Genomic DNA, 18,918 nt, shown 5'->3' with positions numbered 1-18,918 from the left:
GAATCCTCCCCCAAGGATTTCATCTCTAGTCATGGAACCGTTCATGTGGATTCCATGCCACTCCATTTGTTTGCCAAATATATCTGGCAGGCACGATTTCTTGATCAGAAGATTGAGTTTTCTCTCTTCACGTTGCTCAATCTCCTTTTCGAAGAGTGTAAGAAGAAACTCTTCATGCGTTTCAGCCTTCACTTCATGATAATGCTCTCTAATCCAGCTAAGTTTTAACCGTTTCGCATGTTCTTCAATGAGGTGTGTCATGTTTGGTCACCCCCTGTCAGTCGAATCAGTTTGTCATAATGATTTAATCCTCTTGGCGTACCCGAAGTCGTAGGCAACGGTGTTGACAGGGAAATGGTCTCCCGTATACCTCTGCCGTTTACCAGTTGATAGTATACGTGCTTGATCGTCTCAGCGGTTGGGTGGCCATGCTTTGATGCGATTTTGAGTGCCTCTATGGATAAGCTGAAGTCCTGGTCTTTCAGAATAATCGCCAGAAGCTGAATGGCACTCCGTTTTTCCTCCACTGTGCATCGCTGGAAGAAATCTCTCCACGCCTCCGGCAATTGATCATACAATGAACTATACTTCAAGGCCGCTGGCCTTTTTGCCATCAGTGCCAGATAAGGCTGCCAGTCCATTGATTTTTTAGCTGTTCCGTAAAGCCTTGGATGCCGAACAATCGTTTCTTCTTTCTCATCTAATAGGATCACCTCATCAAACGAAATTTTCGCCGTAACAGACTGGCCTGCAAAACGTGGAGACGTGGAATACTGCTTTCCATCGGTGCGGATAAAACCGTACTTGTCAGCTTTAAACTGCTCAAAGCGAACACACTCGTAAGGTTTTACGGGCAATTGATAGAATCGATCCTGATCTGCCAAATATAATTCGGAAATGAGTTCCCCCTTTTCGTAATGAAGGCGTTGTCTGTCATTGATGCACCAGGAAATCACCTCTTTATTCAGTTGTTGAAGGTCATCATACGCTACTGCGGGAAGCAAGTAGTTATTCCGTATGTATTTAACCATGGCTTCTACATGACCTTTTTCGTTTCCACTTCCAGGGTTACAAAATTCATATCGGAATCCGTAATGGGCAACGAATCTGGCGAACACATCTGTTAGCTGCCGTTCGCCATTTGGCAAAACTTTTTTCACCGCAGGTGACAAGTTATCAAAGCGAATGACTTGTGGCACATGTCCGAGTTCGGTGAACATATTGGTCAGCCCTTGCAGGAAGCATTCTCTATTCTGCGCAGGAAACACCTGAAATAAAAAGGCGTTGCTGTAAGGAAAGGACAGAACAAGATAAGGTAGCACAATATCTTTTCCTTTGTACTTAAAGGGGGCTTCTCCAAAATCCACTTGTGCTGTTCCCGCCCTTGATTCTAAAGGCAGGGCAGCTTCATCACTTTCCTCCAACAGTTCTGCCTTCCTTCTGGCCACATAAGCGCGCACAGAACGATCTGATCCCACAAAATGATGGTTGGAAACAAGCAGGTCGAAGATCCGCTTCGCTGTTCTCCTGAACTTCTTTTTCTTCTTCAAATCTTCTCTCAACCACTGATCAATCACGGGTTTGACAGGATCCATAACCTTTGCTTTCCTTGATTGCTTTGGGCGGTTATCGGGGCTAAAGTCCTCCTTCTCCGAATACTTCTTAACAGTTCTCTCATCTCTATTGATTTGTTTAGCCACAGAGGCGTAAGCCCGTCCTTTAACGTTTGTTTCTAATCTGATATAATCAATTTCAGCCATTGCTAACATCTCCTAAATACCCTCCTTGAAGTAATGCCCAAAAGGAGTGTATGTATTTTTTTAGGTGTTGGCAAGCGGCTTTTTTTATTGCATAAATTAACTGCCGTTCATTACGTTTTTATTGTGCCATAAACAACTCATTCATTGCCTTTATACGATGAATAAGCTTTTCATCAATAAGGTTATGCTTGTAATTTAAAATGAATTTTTTGTGGTAACTTACATTATACAAGACTTTGGGAGGTACCTAATTTCTAAAGCCTTGAGCCGCAAAGGCTCTAAATTATGAAATCGACTCAGTATATTAAACCATGCATTTTTCCTTAAACTTTTTAGGAATCTAGGGTATCATAAAGAGGAGGTGTCTAAAAATGTTTACAAGCGAATTATGTTTACAAAAGAAATTTATAGAACTTAAAGAAGATGAATTAAAAGAAAATGAAAAAGTTCTTGCTGAATTTAACGCTAGATTTGGGAATGTAGATATAGTTCAAGTAATTGTTGAAGATTCTCATCTAATGAATTATGAACAAGCGGACCTACTTTCAAATTATCAATTTGCAAAAGTAATTGGTTACCTACACAAGAAAGCTGTTCGAACTTTTGACTATCTTGTTAAACGTACTGATTATAATGAAAAAGTGCTTTCTAATTTATTATCTAAATTAATAAAAGCAAGTATCATTAAAGAGGTTATTCCAAAAAGGTATGTCATTTCAAAGGACTTTCAATTCCCAATCTTACAATTCATTTCATTTGAAGCTAAGTTAACCAATTGGAAAAAGGCAATACTTCAAGCAACTATAAATAAGAAATTTTCTTCATACTCGTACGTTGTTTTACCATTAGAATTAGCAAAAAGGTTACAAAAAAATAACATTAAATATTTTCAAAATCAAAATGTAGGGCTAATTGGGGTTTCCAAAGATAGAATTGAATACCTTTATAAACCAAAGAAGGACCGAGTAAAACTAAGCATAAATCCTTCTTTTATCAGTAGTGTTGCTAAATATCAACTTGAAACCTCTACTTTTTCAATTAAAACGGGGTGAAGGAGCTATTAAATTAAATATTATAGCTCCTCTCTATATTATATAAAGATAAAATTATCTTCCTTAAATTGGCCTAAAGCATTTTGATAGTTTTTAATATGTCTATTATTAATTCGTTGCAGGGTTTCCGATTCGTTATAGCGTTTTATGTTTGAATCCGCTGTATTGAGAAGTTGTTCAACAAGGCTTATTTTTCCTCTATACTATCTTTTTCGGTAATAGCATCTACAACTTGTTTTAATGATTCGAAGTATTGTTCATATATTTCATTAAAGCTTATGTCTTCTATATTTCCCTCTAAGATCTTGGCATCTAATTCGCATCCAGTAAGAATTTTTCCATATAACTCTTCCTTTAGATAACCAGGGATACTTAATATCTCTTCTTCAATAGCAAGTTCAAACAACATTCTCATTGAAGTGTATCTCCTTTTTTGTCTTCCCATACTCTCAACCGGTTCTAGTCCCTTTTGTTCTTTATTAAAATTTCTTAAGGAATAAAACCAGCCAGTACCAATTGCATCAGCACCTACTGCAAAATACATTATACTTTCAATTCCAGAGTAACCTATTACTACTCTTAGTCCTAAGTTCTTTAGGTCATAGATTAATTGAAGCATACCATTTAGACGATTTGGATTAAAATCATGTCTGTGATTATTATTTTTTTCTCTATCTATAGTAATATAAATTCCATCAAATTTTTGTGCAATATCACTAAAGTCATCTAAAAAATCAGCGATATATGATTTATTTTCAAGTGCTGTTTCATTAAATATTATTGAAACAAACTTGCCTTTATCAACTTCTTTTTCTTCTAGTTGTTCATAAAAGATCTCCCATGTGTCCAAAAGCTTATCAACTATCCTATCATTGAAACTATATAGATAGAAGGATGGTGCCATTATGACGTCCACATCAAAGTCTATTTGGAAAGCTATAGATTTTTCCACTAAAGTTTCTAGGTTTTCTGTATTTCTCAGAAACGCTCTATCTATGTCGTTTTCCGGAAAGTAATCTAATTCACTTAACCTTTTGGGAAGAGATGAAGGAAACTGTTTGTAATACACTTTCAGATCTATGATATTCTCAACTGAAGAATAATTATCATTATTGCTACGTATTTCTTTAATTCTTTCTACCCTTTCTTCTCGAGGATCCCAAATTACTCCATCTATTAGGTGATTTGAAAAAAATCTCTCTAACTTCGGCTTCCATGCGGGACCATGCTGTGCAAAAATCATTTATTCATCCTCCTGACCTATTAAAGTCTCTAATACATGTAATAAGTTGTCTAAATCCGCCCATCTTCTAGATCGCTGTTCAATAGCAAGCCTAGCAATTACTTTACTAAATAATAATAATGACTTAGAACTTGCATCTTTACTTTTCCATATTGGAAAAACATAATGCATATCCCTTTTTTTCTTCATATCAAGATATCGTGTTTGCGGAAGGAATATTTCTATAGCTACTAAACCAACAGAATATAAATCTGTTCTAAAATCCCATGTATAATCAGAGGTTCTTCTTTCTTGTTCAGGTGCCATGTAATACGGTGTCCCTATTAATGCTCTAGTAGCAGTTAACTTCTCTTCTTCATTTGATTTTACTAAACCTGCATCAATAATTTTAAACCGACCTTGATGATAAATGATATTTCGTGGAGTAAGGTCTCTATGTACATAACCCGTATCATGCATAACCCTTATTTGATTAACCATTTGGAATAAAAACTGTAAAATCACATCAATATCTTGTTCTTTTTGATATAGTTCACTTTTATCTAGTGTTTGTCCCTCAAATTTAGTTTCAAAGTAATATATAAAGTGATAATTCTCCTTTATGTACATCTCATAATCATCCAAAATTTCAAGCTGGGGCAGGATTGCACATTTTTTTGATGCTTCTAGCTCCCTAATTATCCTTTTGGAATTTGCCTCAATTTCATAGACCTTTTCCTGCTCAAGTTCAGAAACCGAGAATTCATTCCAGGTATATCTTTGATATGCGATATATGGAGACACATCAACAAACTTTAGGATGCTATCTTTTTTTGAGTCAAAAACAACTTCAAATACTTGTCTTTGCCCACTTTTAGGTAACTTACTAATAGATACTGCCTTTAAACCGTGAAGTGCTAATATATCTATGACATCAGAATCAGTTATATTATATTGGTCCATTGTACTCTCCTTTATCATAGTAAATGACTGCATTAGGTTATCTTAGAAGAATTCATTGCGGAAAAGACAATCGCTATTGATGCCCCCTTTTAATCCGAGTCAAAAAAAGAATATTAGTACTTCTTAAGATGCGCCACATCATCGGGAATACCATACAAAGCAGCAGCATCATAGATTGTTAAGTTTGTGTCGTTTAATTGATATAAGTCTTCATCAAGCATAAGAAGTTCAACAGCGAATCGGTTGGCTTCCTGCTCAATTTTGTCAATAGAGTAGAGGGTATTGCGCCTTAGAAAAGGGGTGCTGATCCCTGGGTGCAGTTGTGAATGACCGAGTTCATGAGCGCAGGTAAATATCTTTGTATCATCGTTTAGGTTGGCATTCACAAAGATGAATTTGTTTCTTCTAATGTATTTGTAAAAACCCATGATCTCTTCATGCATATCTTTTTCAAAAACTATTATGTTCTTAGCAGAAGCGATCTCAAAGGGATCGTTTGTTTTGTATGTCGTTGTTAACTTTTTAACCGTTTCTTTTATCCACACGTTTTCACCCCTAAAAACGATTGCTTGTCTCTATTTTTAAATCTTAGGGTAATAGTCCGTGATAGAAGTGCTTGAAATATCAACCACTGCTGATCTTGTGTTCAATTCTCTGTGAAATGATTTAGAAGACACTCCCATTATCATACAAAATAACTAGAAAGTGAACCCTTAATTGAGACTATTTTCCTTAATACCTCGGCATTTAAGAACTAATGTTCTGTTTGTTGTTGAAAAGAAAAGCCTTAACGGCTGTTATAATAAATAAAGCAAAAAAATGTTTACATTAATTTATTGTGGGGGTATACTTTATTTAGATAGGTGAGCTTGATCCCCTCGAAGGCTTACGTGCCACGTAGGCTACTAAGTAGAGTGGATGGGGCTCACTTTTTTCTTTTTACTTACATATGATCCATTAGTTCTGCTATCTATTGATATAAACTTCCAATGTCGGTAGGGATGATTCCACCGATTTTCCACCACACCTTGGATCCCTGTACTTTCTCCAATATTAAAGTTAGGATAGATTTGCCTGATTTGCGAGTTAATAAATTTGTAAAGCTTTTCTTTGGCGATAGTTCTTTTCCCTCTTCTTTTGTGACCTTCTGGAATTATTTTATGCTTCTCATTTAACCTAAATTCCATTGAACCCAACACTACATCTAAACATTGCAATATCACATGATTGTGAGACTTTGCTTCAGCTATGTCGTCTTTGCTGTTAAAAAATAAATTAGCACTCTCGAATACGTCAGTCCTTTGGAGATTGTATATGTAATCAATAAACTCTTGATTTTTCGCTTTAGTGTCCGGTAACTGATCGAAAAATGGGTAAATAGATATTTTGTTTGAAGTATTATTAGAATACTTAAGTCCAAATGCGTGTTTGAAAAATTGATAATAGAGCAAAAAATATTCGTTATCCCTTTGTGTTTTTGATAACTCGATGGGTTCATGAAGATTATGTGTAAACATAATTCTAATTTTAACCATATCATTTTTAATAAAGTCAAAAAAAACTTCAATTAAACTCATGTATTTATCCAAGTAATTAGATGTAACTTTTTGCCACTTAACTTCGCTATTTATGTTAAGTTCTTTCTTTTTTTGCTCTAATGTGGATTTAACTTCATTAAAATGTATCGACCTTACCAACGATCCTCCATAAAAATTGCTGAAATACTCCCCTCGTTTTATCGACTCGTCACAATAAACAATATATTGCAATTAGATAAGACCCCCTTTTAATATAGTCATCTGCTGATCAAAAAACAAAAAGAGCCATTAAAAGAAGTTAAGCTCCTTTAGATAAATCATACGGACGCCCTACAAAGGTTCTATTTTTCTTCTTTATTTCTATATTTTTTAGGGGTGTATTTCTTATTAATACGTGTTGCTTGACGCTCGGCATATTCTAAAGCCTCGAGTAGTGACTCAATCGCTTCTGGGCTCATCGGTTCTCCAGAGAAGCTCAATCCGTCACTATCTTCACCATTCATTAAGTCTTCTCTCAGTTTAGCCATGCGTTTGGCGATGTCTCGCTCGTCTTTTTCGGTGAGTTCATCACCTTTCTGCTCTTCAGAAGGCTCGCCTTTACCTGTCATGAGCCATTTGTAAGATACCTCATATAGATCGGCCAAAGTCGCCAAGGTGTTAGAATCAGGCTCACTTACGTTATGTTCATAGCCACTAAGTGTTTTGTTATTAATGTTTGTTCTTTCTTTTACTTGGGTTTGTTTGAGCCCTTTTCGCTCTCTGGCGATCCTCAGGCGTTCTCCCAATGTGGACATGATCTACACCTACTTTCTAAGAACATAATAACATTTTCCTAAGAATAAGGAATTTTGTTCTTAGATTCTTTGAATAAATACTTGACTTCTTAGATAATAAGAATTAATATGAAGTTACATCGATCTTAGATTTTAAGAAAAAGGAGGGGGCACACATGAAAATGCACGAAAGAATTCGCTCTTACATCGAAGCTAGCGGGCTTAAATTGAACTTTGTTGCAGAAAAGTCAGGCATTAACCCCAAAAGGTTTTACAGGTTGATTAATGGGCAATCACCTTTATCTATTGAAGAATACGAAGCGATTTGCCACGGTTTATCAGTAGATGCAGGATATTTTTTTAAGAATAAGTTCTTAGAAACTAAGAATGAACAAAAGGTCATATAAAAAAAGAGGTGACAACATGCGTCAAGAGACATTCAACGTCTACGAGTGTGCTGACTACTTGGGCGTCCACTACAAAACAATTTACACAATGGTTCGCTCGAAGGAGATACCTCACCACCGAGTGAGGACGCGCATCTTCTTCACCAAACGAGCCATTGATGAGTGGATAGCAGCGCAAGAGCAAGCGAACACTCCTGCTGTTTCTCTAGCTTAATTATCTCAAAACAAACCAATATCACCGGCAAAAAAGGAGAGGAATAAAATGTCAGTTGGTAAGGTGCTACAAAGCACCAGAAAAGATCATAAGGAGAGCCAAGAGCAACTAAGTTTCGACCTCGGTCTAAGCCGCGAAGCACTTTCGTCCTACGAGACGGAGAGGGCAAAGCTTCCGGCGGACATCGGACAAGCTCTCACAAAGCGATACGGAGACCCATTTATCGCCTTGACAGCAGTATCTAAATATCTTGGTTACGGCGTCGGAAAGCTCGATGGCTCGGCTGTAGACTTACACCGTATGTCGGTTAAGTCGAAGACCGAGGAAGAGCTTGAAGAAGTGCTTGTGGCTATCCAAAAGCTCCAAATGACGAATCATCCGTCGCATGCAGTTGCGCACGAACGTCAGCGCATGGAAGAAGCCTTGCAAGAGGCATGTGACGCAATCGTTGCACTGAAGCACTTTATAGCAATCTGCTGCAAAGAATATGGATTCAACTGGCTATCAGTGTGGTCTAGGCACAAGGCGAAATTAATCGCTAACAAATATATAAAGAAGGGTGAATGACATGAACGTACTAGCAGGCGACATGAAAGAGGCGTGCAGACACCTAGAGAAATATGAAACAGCAATCGACGCATCAACGCGACTAGCAAGAGGCGGATATACAGAAGATGCGATCACGGCAACAGTTGAAGCGTTGAGGCATCTAAGAGAGTTAAGGCAGATGCAAACAAGAAAGGCGGAGCTAGACAAGTTAGTTGAAGCCGCAAAAATGTTTGGAGGTCGATTCTGATGAGGGGTAGGAAACAGGCGGATTTTAAAGAGGTAAAAACAATAGAACAGGTTGCGGAAGCATTAGCAGAGAGAGGAATAACAGTTGAGAAGGTCAGGAGGCATCTGTATGAACGTGGAAGTGTCAGAATGGCTAGCACTAACAGATGAAGAAAAGCAAGCAAAACTGCTAGAAGCAACTTATACAGACATAAAAAAAGAGCCGAAATAATCGACTCGATACGCTAAAGCAATTGTAACACTATCACTAAAGGCAGGCAAGTTCCTGCCGTCAAGCTAGGGATGACGCCTTCCCCCTTCGTCTGTAGTGCCCTGGCTTGACGGTGTGAATTTGACACCAAATAAAACAATAGGAGGCAAACGATGTTAAACCCTCATTTTATCAACCCAGATTCAATGTGTGAGCCAAGCAAGATCGGTCGCTGTAAAGTATGCGGCGAGTCGATCAAAGAAGGCTACAGCTACCGCGTCATAGACGATCACACGATCTGTGATGACGCTGAGTGCATGTTTGATTACACGCTAAAACATAGCGAGTTAATGATTGCGTGAACAAAGCGACAGAGTTTGAGACAACAAAAAAACGATCAGCCTGCCTGCTGATCGTTAGAGGGTCGCTCTAATAAATATCTACATCAATTATATGCGACCCTCCCAAAAATATCAAGGAGGTAAACAATGACAGCGCCAAACGTACTGATTCCGACAAAGGAAATGAACCGCGTCGAGTGGTTAAAAAATCGCCGGCAAGGAATCGGGGGCAGTGACGCCTCTGCAATTTTAGGGCTAAACAAGTACAGTACAGCCTTTGAAGTCTGGTCAGAAAAGACCGGGGATTACATTCCTGAAGACGTCGAAAGCGAAGCGGCATACTTCGGCAACTTGCTAGAAGATATGGTCGCTAAAGAGTTCGAGAACCGAACAGGAAAACGAGTTAGGAGAAGAAACGCCATTCTACAACACCCAAAGCATGAATGGATGATCGCAAACGTCGATCGAATGGTGGTGGGAGAGAAAGCCATTCTTGAGTGCAAAACAGCCAATCAAAGACTAGCAAGTGATTGGGAAGGCGAAGACATTCCAGCTCAATATCTTGTGCAAATTCAGCATTATATGGCTGTTTTAGGAGCACCCAAAGCATATATTGCCGTATTAATCGGCGGTCAGCGCTTTGTCTGGAAGGAGATCGAACGTGATGAAGAATTAATTGAAATGATGATCGCCGAAGAAAAACGCTTTTGGGAAGAGCATGTACTTGCCGGCGTACCTCCTGCATTGGACGGCACAAGCGCGGCAGAGAAGTACATGAAAGAGCGATTCCCTGAAGCTGTCAAGGATACTGAAATAGCTTTAAGTGCTTCATACAAAGAGCAATTAGAATATCGCGATCAACTAAAAGAACAATTAGTAGAAATACAGCAAGAAATCACAAAGATAGAAAACCGCATCAAGCTAGAAATGAAGGAAAACGAAAAAGCTACACTGCCTGGCTTCCAAATAACTTGGAAGAACAGGTCGTCGATGAGAGTAGACGCGAAACGTCTCAAACAAGAACAACCAGATATATATGAAACGTACCTAAAGGAATCGATCAGCAGACCACTATTAGTAAAGGCGGTTGAATGAAATGGCTACAAATAAATCAGTTAAAAACCAGTTACAAAACAAAAAGCCTGCAAATAATGATGTCGGCAGCTATTCATTAAAAGGACTTCTGAATAGCCCGAGCATCAAGAAGAAGTTTGAGGACATGTTGAACGATCGAGCAAGTTCCTACATGACTTCGATTGTGAATCTAGTAAGCGGCGACACAAATCTTATGAAGTGCGAACCAATGTCAATCATTAGTTCTTGTGTTGTTGCCGCGACCCTAGACTTGCCAGTTGACAAGAATCTCGGTTATGCGTGGGTGGTTCCATACGGCAATAAAGCCACCTTTCAACTTGGATACAAAGGATACGTCCAACTAGCGCTTAGGACAGGTCAGTATCGCACAATTAACGCACTACCAATCTATGAGGGGCAATTAGAGCACTGGAACCCCCTCACAGAAGAGCTGAAACTTGATTTTGAAGGTAGGAAGTCAGATAAGGTAGTTGGTTACACAGCGCACTTTGAACTAATAAATGGCTTCCGTAAAACGGTGTACTGGTCAAAAGATGCAATCGACGAACATAAAAAGAAATTCTCGAAGTCGAACTTCGGGTGGAAAGACAATTACGACGCGATGGCGCTAAAGACAGTCTTAAGAAACATGTTAAGTAAGTGGGGTATCCTTTCGGTCGATATGCAGACAGCTTTCCAAGATGACGAGAAAGCCCCTGCTGAAGATGAAGAGTCGGAGCAACCAGAAGTCGAAGTCTTTGACATGCCGGATGAACCTGTGTCGCAACCAGAGAAAGAGACTAAAACAGAACTAAATGATGAGGACTTTCCGTTCTAATGCAGTACCGAATATTAATTCCAACGGCTGGTTTGCTCGCTCGGGATTGTAAAAACCCCCGGGCGGCATATACGGCCTACGTAGAGGATTTTTTAAAGAAGGCAAACCCAACACTCAGATTGATCAAGATAGATGGCATGTACGCAATTTGCGAGAGAAAGGAGAGAGATCATGAACTACATTAAAGAGTTGAACGCATTTAGAGACTGGCTTTTGTTAAACGAACTCCCCACCAGCGCAATTGCTTTGTGGCACTCACTAATGCTCATAAACAATATGGCTGGATGGAAAAGTAGATTTAACGCAAGTAACTCTCTAGTGGAACAACTCACAAGTCTCTCCAAACAAGGCATAGTTGATGCCCGTAAAAAGCTTATCGAAAAGAATTTGATTAAGTATGAGAAAGGAAAAAAAGGTCAGGCTCCAGTTTATGAAATGGTCTCATTGGTCAACTCACTTGACCTATCTTCTGACCAATCAACTTACCAATCGACTTACCAATCTCATACCGATAGCTTGAACATACCTAAACATAAACAAAACAAAACTAAATATGATGATGAAGACGCGCGCGAGAATCCATTTAGTTTCTTCGAGCAGAATTTTGGTGTGCTGAATCCATTCATCTCTGAATCTATAAATTCTTGGTGTGATGACCTTTCTGACGAACACGTCATAGCTGCTCTTAAAGTCACACTTAAAAACGGCAAGTCACATTTTAACTACGCTGAAGCTATTCTGCGTGACTGGCATTCTAAGTCTCTCTTAACTATCGACGATGTGAGAGCTTACGAGCGCCAAAAGCAACAGAAGAAGAACCAAGGAAGACGGAACAACGTAACACCTTTTAAACGCGCTAGTGGTTCTCAATACGACAATTACGATCTCGGCTTTTAGGAGGTGCTAATATGCAATCCCTACAATCAGTTCTGGGTAAAATCCAGAAACCGAAAGTACTGAAAGAGTTTCAGTGCGATGGATGTGGACGGCTTGTGCAGCGCTCCGAAATGTTGATTGCCGGAGGGCCACAAAAGGGCGAAGTCATCACGGTTGATGTCAATTGCAAATGCGAGGATAGGAAACTTGCAAAGGCGGAGCAAGAACGCAGTAAGCGACTGCGCAAGCTGAAAAAACTGGAGATATTCGACAAGTTTAGCCTTATGAACACCGCGTTGGAACAGGCGTCTTTGACAGCTTTAACCCAGGTGCCCACCAGAAGCAATACGAGGCTGCCAAACGTTACGCAGAATCTTTCCCAAAGACAGAACAACAGAACTTATTTTTTCAAGGCTCGTTCGGCACAGGTAAGTCGCACCTGTCCGCCTCTATTAAGCACCGGGTACATGAACGAGGTTATTCAACGATTATGGTCAGTGTTCCCCGGCTGTTCACGCACATAAAGAGCAGTTGGAACCACAAGGAATTTACTGAAGCTGATGTTATGGAGGCACTAGCTACCGTTGACCTACTGATCGTTGACGACTTAGGGGCTGAGGATTCAACAGGAGGCTGGGGCAGTAGCAAGCTTTTTGAAGTTCTTGATCAGCGTGCCGGGAAGCACACTGTTTACACAACGAACCTCACAAAAGCTGAAATGACACAAACCAAAGATCAACAGCGTCGGTTTTCCCGTTTGTTAGATAACGCAAAGATACTCGTGATGAACGGAGAGGACTACCGCCTGAAATCATTAGATAGGGGATGATCACATGTGCAAAACATGCAAAGGCGCAGGAGATATGACGGTGGCAACAGCAGTCATGGCTTACATACAGCCGTGTGTTAATTGCTCAGATGCGCAAAAGCAGGCATTGAGAGAGCAATCAAAACAAGACATAGAGGCGTTAAGACAGCGCTTATTAGATGCGGAAAGAGAGGCACGAAAAGTTGGCTGAACTATTAAAAACCGTCAAGGATCAATACATCGAGCAGTTACTAGATTGTGAGTATTACGAGCATGAGGACGGCAGGCAGTTGTGGGAGCTGTCTGTCTCGGAATTAAAAAAATTAGTGGATGAGGTGAAGGGATGAACTTACGGAAACTGTTTAATATGCAAAAGCAATTGGATGATCACATAGTCGAGGAAAAAGGATTACAAGGGCGGTATTTGCTAGATAAAAAGGTTTTAGCGTTGCAGGTTGAGCTTGGGGAGCTTGCTAATGAGTGGCGAGGTTTCAAATTTTGGAGTGAGGATCAGGAGCCGAGATACGAAACCGTTGAAATATACATTCATGGATATGACGGACCTGGTACAAATACTAGAGCGAGCATCCAAGAATATCAAGCGCAACCGATTCTAGAAGAATACGTTGATTGCCTGCATTTTATATTGAGTATCGGGTTGGAATTAGGGGCAGACGAACATTTGGAAGATAACAAAAGTTGGTCTTACATGGCGGAAAAGAATGTAAATCAGCTATTCAGAAATCTTTTTACAGTCAACTGGGACACGTTAGATGACGAGCAATGGTTTGAGTATTATGAGGGATTTAATTACTTTATGTCATTGGGTAAAGAATTAGGATTTACCCTTGACCAGATCGAACAAGCCTACTTCGACAAGAACAAAGTCAATCACGAACGTCAGGCAGGTGGGTATTGATGATCATGGACTTAGCACTCCGAGCATCCAAGCACAGCGACTGCCAGAAACTGAAGGTCGGCGCAGTGCTTGTTAATAAGAGAGATGAACGAACTTTTGGCTCAAATAAACGAGCGTCTAGTATCTGCAAAGCTATAGAAAAGTGTGAGGTTGGCGGTCATTGTAGGCAAACGCTTCACGCTGAAATGAAGTGCTTAATCACAGCTGCAAGGGAAGGCATATCAACACGAGACGCGTTATTATACGTAACGCACTACCCTTGTCCAGATTGTTTAAAAGCAATAAGGGCAGCAGGAATACGCAAAATCTATTACAAGCATGAATATCCGCATAGTTTTCCTAACAACTTTGCGGATGGGATGACAATTATTAAGGTGGGTGATTCGGATGCCGTCAACGCTACAAAGACAGGTGCATAAAAGGCGCAAGATTGTACTTGTGTGCGAGAACATGGATTTTATTTGGGATGACGCTGACCTTTCCGATTTTGCTGAGCTGTGGCGAGGTGGAATGTCCTTAGTCGGCATCGCAGGACACTTCAGACGAGACATAGACGAGTGCGCGCTTGCAGTGATGCATCTAGCGCGTGAGAACCGGATTAAACGGCGGAGGAATGGGATTTTTGAAAATGAGGAGGCGGAAGACTGTGAAAATTAAAGTGATGAAAGAAGTGTTTAATCAAGAGTTGTATGGAAAAGTAGTGTACTTGAGAGGCATGGATTCTGACCGCAAAAAATATGACGATGCGTTTTTAGTCTACAGAGTAGGTGAGGACAATCAAGAAATACTCTCTGTTGTAGATCGATACAGTGAGATTCATGACATCCATATATCAGATATAAACGACAAAAACATCTCGGTGCGAGTGATTGAGGTGGATGGTAACACACCCGTATCGGATACTACACCCAAAGCACCCAAAGCTGGGGGTGTCGTTAAACTAGAAGATAGCCAATACGTACTTTCCGAAGAACACGCCAAACGAGGGGAGAAAATAATGATCGTAAACGCACGCAGTGATAGATATAGGACTTACGGAAACGGCAGTATTTTCACTGCATTGCGTACAGACCATCAAGGTGTGTGGTGTGCTGGCGCGGTGCAGTTTGGAAATATATTAGGGGATGTCAAGCACGAAGAGTATCTAACTTTAAAACCATTGTCATTCGAGGAGGCAGAAGATGATGATGAATAAACCCGAAAAGTGCTCATATTGCGACGACGAAAAAAGCTTCTTAATGCCAAAACCGCAGCAGTATGTAAGCGATAGTCAGTTAATAATAAATCGATTTTATCAAGACCACTACCCGTGGACTTGTTGGCAATGTTTCAAGGAGGAATTGGAGTTCAGTGGCGTGGATTTGGAGGAGGATGGATGGTCATGAGGGAGATTAAATTTCGTTACATCCTAAGGCACAAAGCTTCCGGAAACATCGAGGTTAAACACTACTATTGGGGTCAGATCGAAAAAAGACCGCTAGAAAAACTGTCGCCTGCTTTTCTCGCGGACTATGAATTGTTATCAAGAGACGTGTTTACGGGGTTGAAAGACCGACACAGCATGGAGATTTACAAGAGTGACGTTGTCGATTACAAAAAGATTCAATATACGGATTGTAGTCGCTCAACAGTTGAAAAAGTAAAAGATACTATCCGTGGTGAGATTTACTACGCAGAAGGAATTTGGCTGGGGATTCGTCGTCTGGATGGTACTGGACTGATATTTTCACCAGGGTCGCCACGTCGAGAAGAAATAGAGGTTGTCGGAAACATTTACGAAAATCCTGAGTTGTTGGAGGTGACTTAAATGAGCAGATACATTTTAATCAGCACTGACAATTTAGATCGCTTAACAATGCAAGAGCTTTTGCAGCTCGATGAGTTGGTGCGGAAAGTAAATGATGGAAAAAGTATTGTAGACGTGATTGGAGAAAAATACGAAAGGGTGAGTGTATGAGTGACGAAAAAGAAACCCTCTATAAAAAAGCTATATTATCGCTAGTTGATATTGCCTCAGAGCACAAACAAATGAAAGAGGACATAGAACGTTTGCTTCAAGAAAAAGTCGAGCACATGGCTCGGATCGAACGGCTACAGAATAGAGTAGACGCAATTGAAAAGGCTTGGCTGGAATGTGAAGCAAATGGTGGGGATGTATACGAGTTCTACGATGACATACAGTACATTTTTTCTGTGGGAGGCTGAGAAGAATGGATAAAATCAGAGAGATTTTAGATAAACACCAGTTGTGGCTAGAGACATCTTTTAAAGAAGGCGAGCGTGCAAACCTACGCGGTGCAGACCTACGCGGTGCAGACCTACGCGGTGCGGAACTAAGCTATGCAAACCTACGCGGTGCAGACCTACGCGGTGCAAACACACAAAGGGTGCGTGGAGTAGAGATTTTCTCTGTCGGCAACATCGGTACCTTCGGAGGCGAAGTAAAGTACATCCCGTCACTAGATAAAGTGTTTGCTGGTTGTTGGGATGGTAACTTAGAAGGATTCCTAAATAAAGGGCTGGCTAGGAACAAGGATGATGAAAAGCAAAAGCGTAACATCAAGATTGCATATGCCTTCTTCAAAAATAACACTGTTTAGGAGGCTGAGAAAAATGAAGAGGAGCTACGCAAACAGAGGAATGCCTCTTGAACGACTGATCACAACGTCAAACGACATGTATCGACGTCAGAAGATCGCTGTTATTAATAAAAGACCTACGCCAGTCAAAGTGCTCAAAGTAACCAAAAACAAAGTCATGGGGCATTACGAGTCACAGTCTACAGTAGACTATGACGGCGTGTATCAAGGCAGGTCGATCAACTTCGAGGCTAAGTCGGTGCAGACGCCGACACGGTTCGACCTCAAGAATATTCACGATCACCAAGTGAAGCATTTGCGTCATGACGCGCAGAGTGGTTGAGACAGGCGCGGTCAGTCCAGATCGTGAAAAACTTCTCGTCATCACGGTATATGAGGAAGGCGTCAATAAGCAGTCGGTACGGCGACAAAACATATATTCTAAGCGTCACGGCGTCCTAGTGCGTTGTGGCGAGCAGTACGATTTCAAAGATTAGGAGGATTTAAGATGCCACTTCAAACAGCAAGCCTGCTAGAAGCGATGAGAAGGGTCAAGGAAATTAGAGAAGAGAGCAACGCAGAAGCACACCTCGTGTATTTCAAGCGAGAGAGCAATTATGCGGTATTTGATGAATACGAAGACATTTGTGATTGGCTAAAAGAAGACCGTGATCTTTATTATCCCTATGTGCATCCAGCTGTTTACGCCGAAGACATCCGCATATGGTGTTACAGCAGCGCTGACTGGATTTGGAAATATTTAGATTCGTATAAGCGCTCGCTCTTCAAAAACACGTTGAGATATGAAGAACAGATCGGGCTTGAATATAAGTATGTAATTCGTTTATAGGAGGAACGAAAATGAAAGTTTTTAAGATGAATGACATTGATTGGGTGGCCGCAGAAACAGAACAGGAAGCTAAAGAATTTTACGCAAAAGTTACCGGTGACAGCCCGGATGATATAAACGAGTTTTTGAGGGAGAACTGTCAGCGAAAGAAAAGATGCTTTGCGACAACGAACTCATCACTTACGAAGAAGCAATTGAGCGATTAAACGTTAAAAGTCCTAAAATAATCGCAACGATTGAAGGTTAAGGAGTGAAATTAAATGCAAGTAAAATGCCAAAAGTGCGATAAGCCACTGACGGCAAAAACCCAGATAGAATACAGCAATGCTCTAGGTGAGTTCTTTTGCAATCACGAATGCGCTCTGCATTACTACTTTGAGGAAATGGAAAGTCTTCCTCTGAACGATGAGGGTCATATCCTAATCGAAGAAAAAAGAAATGACCTAGTGTTCAAGGACGGAAAGTTATTCTACAAGGAGGATTCGGATAATGATTCTATCATTAATTGAAAAGAAAGAAGAACTCACGCAAGAGGAGTGGCAACGGCAAGTGATACGCGAAGAATACGCCATTCCGCACATTGAAGAAAAGGCGAAAAAGCGCGAATGGAGGCTTCAAAATGAATAATCCGACGGCATATGCGTTTTTAAAAGAACGTTTCGGCGAGGCGAAAGCAAAACTCATCGGCATGGGCGGATACAAGTTCGATGAGATTCATCAGATGTCGATCGAGCAGGCGGAAAAGACGCTTGAGAAGCTGTCACTACCAAACGGCATCGTGAAGGAACTTAGTTGGTCTGATGGTCGAGAATGGGGACTTATTTCCTGCCCGCATCTTGAAGGGAAAGAAATGATGACGTACTGGAAGAAAGGAACGCCTTGCTATGACACTTATACTAATCCACTTGTCACTGAGGAGGGCGATGTTATTTGTTTTAGATATGACCAAGACGAAGGCGATTGGACAGAAGACGAGATCGGTCTTGGTGAATACGAAGAAGGAGTTGTTTTTACATTCAGGAGGGATTAAAAATGGGCAAACCGATCACGCCTAGCGTCAACGAATTACTCAAACTGTCGGAGGATGAGCTGAGAGAGGTGTTGTCAGAGCTTAACAGCATGTCGCTTAGACATCTTTGTCGCAACTCTATAAGGGCAATTAACGACTACAAGAGTGTCGTGCAATACGAGAATAACGAAAAGCAAAAATTGTACGGGATGCTGAATAATATCAGCGACATTATTGAGAGGGGGAGAGGAGGATGAAGGAACGCAGGAACGGATTAAGGCCAGTCACTGTAACGAAAATCGAGGGAAAGATTGAGGGTTATTTTCATTGCTTTGCGCACGAGGGAGACTTAGATGACGGAATAGGCGTTTTTGCTGTAGTGGAAAGGAAAGATGGAAGTATCACTACACCTGAAGCACATTTAATCAAATTTGAGGATGTTGAATGAAAAAATAAAAAACGCCCCTCCTGGGACGCGTGACTGCAATTATTATACCACAGGAGGGGTCAGCAGTGAAAAAAATCCCTGTCGATATTGAATCTATGAAAGCAGAGATTGATGTCAGCGAGAATGCCGTTTATGTCGTTTGTGACGGAGATGTAGAATGTTATGTCGCCCCTTCGACCGGCTACGGAAGGCATGAAGTTGGCTGGAAAAAAGGGACTGTCACAACCGTTGATTGTCGAGAAACACGAGTTAGACAATAAGG

Annotated in this window: 34 protein-coding genes and 2 pseudogenes; 29 read left to right on the top strand and 7 right to left on the bottom strand. The window is 40.6% G+C overall.

The window, feature by feature from the left end; all coding sequences use genetic code 11:
* Both G4V62_RS14080 and istA read right to left on the bottom strand, forming a co-directional pair.
* Positions 1-261: pseudogene (locus G4V62_RS14080) on the bottom strand (IS21-like element helper ATPase IstB); the annotation flags it as partial.
* On the bottom strand, positions 258-1,769 hold the full coding sequence (istA, locus tag G4V62_RS14075; RefSeq protein WP_165203241.1) for an IS21 family transposase: 1,512 nt from the start codon (positions 1,767-1,769) through the stop codon (positions 258-260). The gene istA and the pseudogene G4V62_RS14080, both read right to left, overlap by 4 nt.
* A 362-nt stretch (positions 1,770-2,131) precedes the next feature.
* Between istA and G4V62_RS14070 the strand changes: the two genes are divergently transcribed.
* On the top strand, positions 2,132-2,812 hold the full coding sequence (locus G4V62_RS14070; protein ID WP_165203240.1) for a hypothetical protein: 681 nt from the start codon (positions 2,132-2,134) through the stop codon (positions 2,810-2,812).
* Positions 2,813-2,999: 187 nt separating this feature from the next.
* Here G4V62_RS14070 and G4V62_RS14065 read toward each other — a convergent pair whose 3' ends face one another.
* From G4V62_RS14065 to G4V62_RS14045, 5 genes are all read right to left on the bottom strand, one after another.
* A complete protein-coding gene (locus G4V62_RS14065; protein WP_246218449.1) occupies positions 3,000-4,055 on the bottom strand; it encodes a hypothetical protein in 1,056 nt (351 codons plus the stop codon).
* The gene (locus tag G4V62_RS14060) at positions 4,056-4,997 is read right to left on the bottom strand and encodes a protein kinase domain-containing protein (RefSeq protein WP_165203239.1); all 942 of its coding nucleotides are present in this window, start codon (positions 4,995-4,997) and stop codon (positions 4,056-4,058) included.
* A gap of 113 nt (positions 4,998-5,110) precedes the next feature.
* The gene (locus tag G4V62_RS14055) at positions 5,111-5,542 is read right to left on the bottom strand and encodes an ImmA/IrrE family metallo-endopeptidase (protein WP_165203238.1); all 432 of its coding nucleotides are present in this window, start codon (positions 5,540-5,542) and stop codon (positions 5,111-5,113) included.
* 360 nt (positions 5,543-5,902) lie between these two features.
* Complete coding sequence (locus G4V62_RS14050) at positions 5,903-6,766, bottom strand: DUF3800 domain-containing protein (protein ID WP_165203237.1); 864 nt, start codon at positions 6,764-6,766, stop codon at positions 5,903-5,905.
* A 110-nt stretch (positions 6,767-6,876) separates the two neighbouring features.
* The gene (locus tag G4V62_RS14045; protein WP_165203236.1) at positions 6,877-7,329 is read right to left on the bottom strand and encodes a helix-turn-helix domain-containing protein; all 453 of its coding nucleotides are present in this window, start codon (positions 7,327-7,329) and stop codon (positions 6,877-6,879) included.
* Between the two features lie 155 nt (positions 7,330-7,484).
* Between G4V62_RS14045 and G4V62_RS14040 the strand changes: the two genes are divergently transcribed.
* From G4V62_RS14040 to G4V62_RS13905, 28 genes and pseudogenes are all read left to right on the top strand, one after another.
* Positions 7,485-7,715: a helix-turn-helix domain-containing protein gene (locus G4V62_RS14040; RefSeq protein WP_165203235.1), complete on the top strand. Its 231-nt coding sequence runs from the start codon at positions 7,485-7,487 to the stop codon at positions 7,713-7,715.
* A 16-nt stretch (positions 7,716-7,731) separates the two neighbouring features.
* Entirely contained in the window at positions 7,732-7,929 is a 198-nt protein-coding gene (locus G4V62_RS14035) for a helix-turn-helix domain-containing protein (RefSeq protein ID WP_165203234.1), read from the top strand.
* A 48-nt stretch (positions 7,930-7,977) separates the two neighbouring features.
* Positions 7,978-8,496, top strand: coding sequence for a helix-turn-helix domain-containing protein (locus G4V62_RS14030; RefSeq protein WP_165203233.1), 519 nt, complete (start codon positions 7,978-7,980; stop codon positions 8,494-8,496).
* 1 nt (position 8,497) lies between these two features.
* A complete protein-coding gene (locus G4V62_RS14025; RefSeq protein ID WP_165203232.1) occupies positions 8,498-8,725 on the top strand; it encodes a hypothetical protein in 228 nt (75 codons plus the stop codon).
* Positions 8,726-9,087: 362 nt separating this feature from the next.
* Entirely contained in the window at positions 9,088-9,276 is a 189-nt protein-coding gene (locus G4V62_RS14020; RefSeq protein WP_165203231.1) for a hypothetical protein, read from the top strand.
* Between the two features lie 126 nt (positions 9,277-9,402).
* Complete coding sequence (locus G4V62_RS14015) at positions 9,403-10,350, top strand: YqaJ viral recombinase family nuclease (protein WP_165203229.1); 948 nt, start codon at positions 9,403-9,405, stop codon at positions 10,348-10,350.
* Position 10,351: 1 nt separating this feature from the next.
* A complete protein-coding gene (locus G4V62_RS14010; RefSeq protein WP_165203228.1) occupies positions 10,352-11,167 on the top strand; it encodes a recombinase RecT in 816 nt (271 codons plus the stop codon).
* A 171-nt stretch (positions 11,168-11,338) separates the two neighbouring features.
* A complete protein-coding gene (locus G4V62_RS14005; RefSeq protein WP_165203227.1) occupies positions 11,339-12,064 on the top strand; it encodes a DnaD domain-containing protein in 726 nt (241 codons plus the stop codon).
* Between the two features lie 346 nt (positions 12,065-12,410).
* Positions 12,411-12,872 (top strand): annotated as a pseudogene (locus tag G4V62_RS14000) (ATP-binding protein); the annotation flags it as partial.
* 4 nt (positions 12,873-12,876) lie between these two features.
* Positions 12,877-13,062 (top strand): hypothetical protein, encoded by a 186-nt coding sequence (locus tag G4V62_RS13995; protein ID WP_165203226.1) that lies wholly within the window; start codon positions 12,877-12,879, stop codon positions 13,060-13,062.
* A complete protein-coding gene (fbpA, locus tag G4V62_RS13990) occupies positions 13,055-13,198 on the top strand; it encodes a Fur-regulated basic protein FbpA (RefSeq protein WP_165203225.1) in 144 nt (47 codons plus the stop codon). Before G4V62_RS13995 ends, fbpA begins: the two co-directional genes overlap by 8 nt.
* The gene (locus tag G4V62_RS13985) at positions 13,195-13,770 is read left to right on the top strand and encodes a dUTP diphosphatase (RefSeq protein WP_165203224.1); all 576 of its coding nucleotides are present in this window, start codon (positions 13,195-13,197) and stop codon (positions 13,768-13,770) included. The genes fbpA and G4V62_RS13985 overlap by 4 nt, the downstream gene beginning before the upstream one ends.
* Positions 13,770-14,189 (top strand): deoxycytidylate deaminase, encoded by a 420-nt coding sequence (locus G4V62_RS13980; protein ID WP_165203223.1) that lies wholly within the window; start codon positions 13,770-13,772, stop codon positions 14,187-14,189. The genes G4V62_RS13985 and G4V62_RS13980 overlap by 1 nt, the downstream gene beginning before the upstream one ends.
* A 31-nt stretch (positions 14,190-14,220) precedes the next feature.
* Positions 14,221-14,427 carry a hypothetical protein gene (locus G4V62_RS13975; protein WP_165203222.1) on the top strand — a complete coding sequence of 69 codons (207 nt, stop codon included), beginning with the start codon at positions 14,221-14,223 and terminating at the stop codon, positions 14,425-14,427.
* Positions 14,417-14,965: a hypothetical protein gene (locus G4V62_RS13970; protein ID WP_165203221.1), complete on the top strand. Its 549-nt coding sequence runs from the start codon at positions 14,417-14,419 to the stop codon at positions 14,963-14,965. Before G4V62_RS13975 ends, G4V62_RS13970 begins: the two co-directional genes overlap by 11 nt.
* Positions 14,966-15,151: 186 nt before the next feature.
* A complete protein-coding gene (locus G4V62_RS13965) occupies positions 15,152-15,577 on the top strand; it encodes a YopX family protein (protein WP_165203220.1) in 426 nt (141 codons plus the stop codon).
* Positions 15,578-15,727, top strand: a complete 150-nt coding sequence (locus G4V62_RS13960) for a hypothetical protein (RefSeq protein ID WP_165203219.1) — start codon at positions 15,578-15,580, stop codon at positions 15,725-15,727. It abuts the gene before it with no gap.
* Complete coding sequence (locus G4V62_RS13955) at positions 15,724-15,975, top strand: hypothetical protein (RefSeq protein WP_165203217.1); 252 nt, start codon at positions 15,724-15,726, stop codon at positions 15,973-15,975. Before G4V62_RS13960 ends, G4V62_RS13955 begins: the two co-directional genes overlap by 4 nt.
* A gap of 5 nt (positions 15,976-15,980) precedes the next feature.
* On the top strand, positions 15,981-16,370 hold the full coding sequence (locus G4V62_RS13950) for a pentapeptide repeat-containing protein (RefSeq protein ID WP_165203215.1): 390 nt from the start codon (positions 15,981-15,983) through the stop codon (positions 16,368-16,370).
* Between the two features lie 13 nt (positions 16,371-16,383).
* Positions 16,384-16,692: a Holliday junction resolvase RecU gene (locus G4V62_RS13945; RefSeq protein WP_165203213.1), complete on the top strand. Its 309-nt coding sequence runs from the start codon at positions 16,384-16,386 to the stop codon at positions 16,690-16,692.
* Entirely contained in the window at positions 16,673-16,846 is a 174-nt protein-coding gene (locus G4V62_RS13940) for a hypothetical protein (RefSeq protein WP_165203211.1), read from the top strand. The genes G4V62_RS13945 and G4V62_RS13940 overlap by 20 nt, the downstream gene beginning before the upstream one ends.
* Positions 16,847-16,857: 11 nt before the next feature.
* Entirely contained in the window at positions 16,858-17,199 is a 342-nt protein-coding gene (locus G4V62_RS13935; RefSeq protein ID WP_165203209.1) for a hypothetical protein, read from the top strand.
* A gap of 11 nt (positions 17,200-17,210) precedes the next feature.
* The gene (locus G4V62_RS13930) at positions 17,211-17,405 is read left to right on the top strand and encodes a hypothetical protein (RefSeq protein ID WP_246218448.1); all 195 of its coding nucleotides are present in this window, start codon (positions 17,211-17,213) and stop codon (positions 17,403-17,405) included.
* Positions 17,406-17,688: 283 nt separating this feature from the next.
* Positions 17,689-17,826 (top strand): hypothetical protein, encoded by a 138-nt coding sequence (locus tag G4V62_RS13925; RefSeq protein WP_165203207.1) that lies wholly within the window; start codon positions 17,689-17,691, stop codon positions 17,824-17,826.
* Positions 17,819-18,229, top strand: coding sequence for a hypothetical protein (locus G4V62_RS13920; protein ID WP_246218447.1), 411 nt, complete (start codon positions 17,819-17,821; stop codon positions 18,227-18,229). The genes G4V62_RS13925 and G4V62_RS13920 overlap by 8 nt, the downstream gene beginning before the upstream one ends.
* A 2-nt stretch (positions 18,230-18,231) precedes the next feature.
* Complete coding sequence (locus G4V62_RS13915; protein ID WP_165203205.1) at positions 18,232-18,465, top strand: hypothetical protein; 234 nt, start codon at positions 18,232-18,234, stop codon at positions 18,463-18,465.
* Positions 18,462-18,656 carry a hypothetical protein gene (locus G4V62_RS13910; protein WP_165203203.1) on the top strand — a complete coding sequence of 65 codons (195 nt, stop codon included), beginning with the start codon at positions 18,462-18,464 and terminating at the stop codon, positions 18,654-18,656. The genes G4V62_RS13915 and G4V62_RS13910 overlap by 4 nt, the downstream gene beginning before the upstream one ends.
* A gap of 65 nt (positions 18,657-18,721) precedes the next feature.
* Complete coding sequence (locus G4V62_RS13905) at positions 18,722-18,916, top strand: DUF3954 domain-containing protein (RefSeq protein WP_165203201.1); 195 nt, start codon at positions 18,722-18,724, stop codon at positions 18,914-18,916.
* Positions 18,917-18,918 lie beyond the last annotated feature (2 nt).

The sequence above is a fragment of the Litoribacterium kuwaitense genome (genome assembly GCF_011058155.1).
GTDB classification, from domain to species: Bacteria; Bacillota; Bacilli; order Bacillales; family DSM-28697; genus Litoribacterium; species Litoribacterium kuwaitense.
This window is presented reverse-complemented; position numbering and strand designations above follow the sequence as displayed.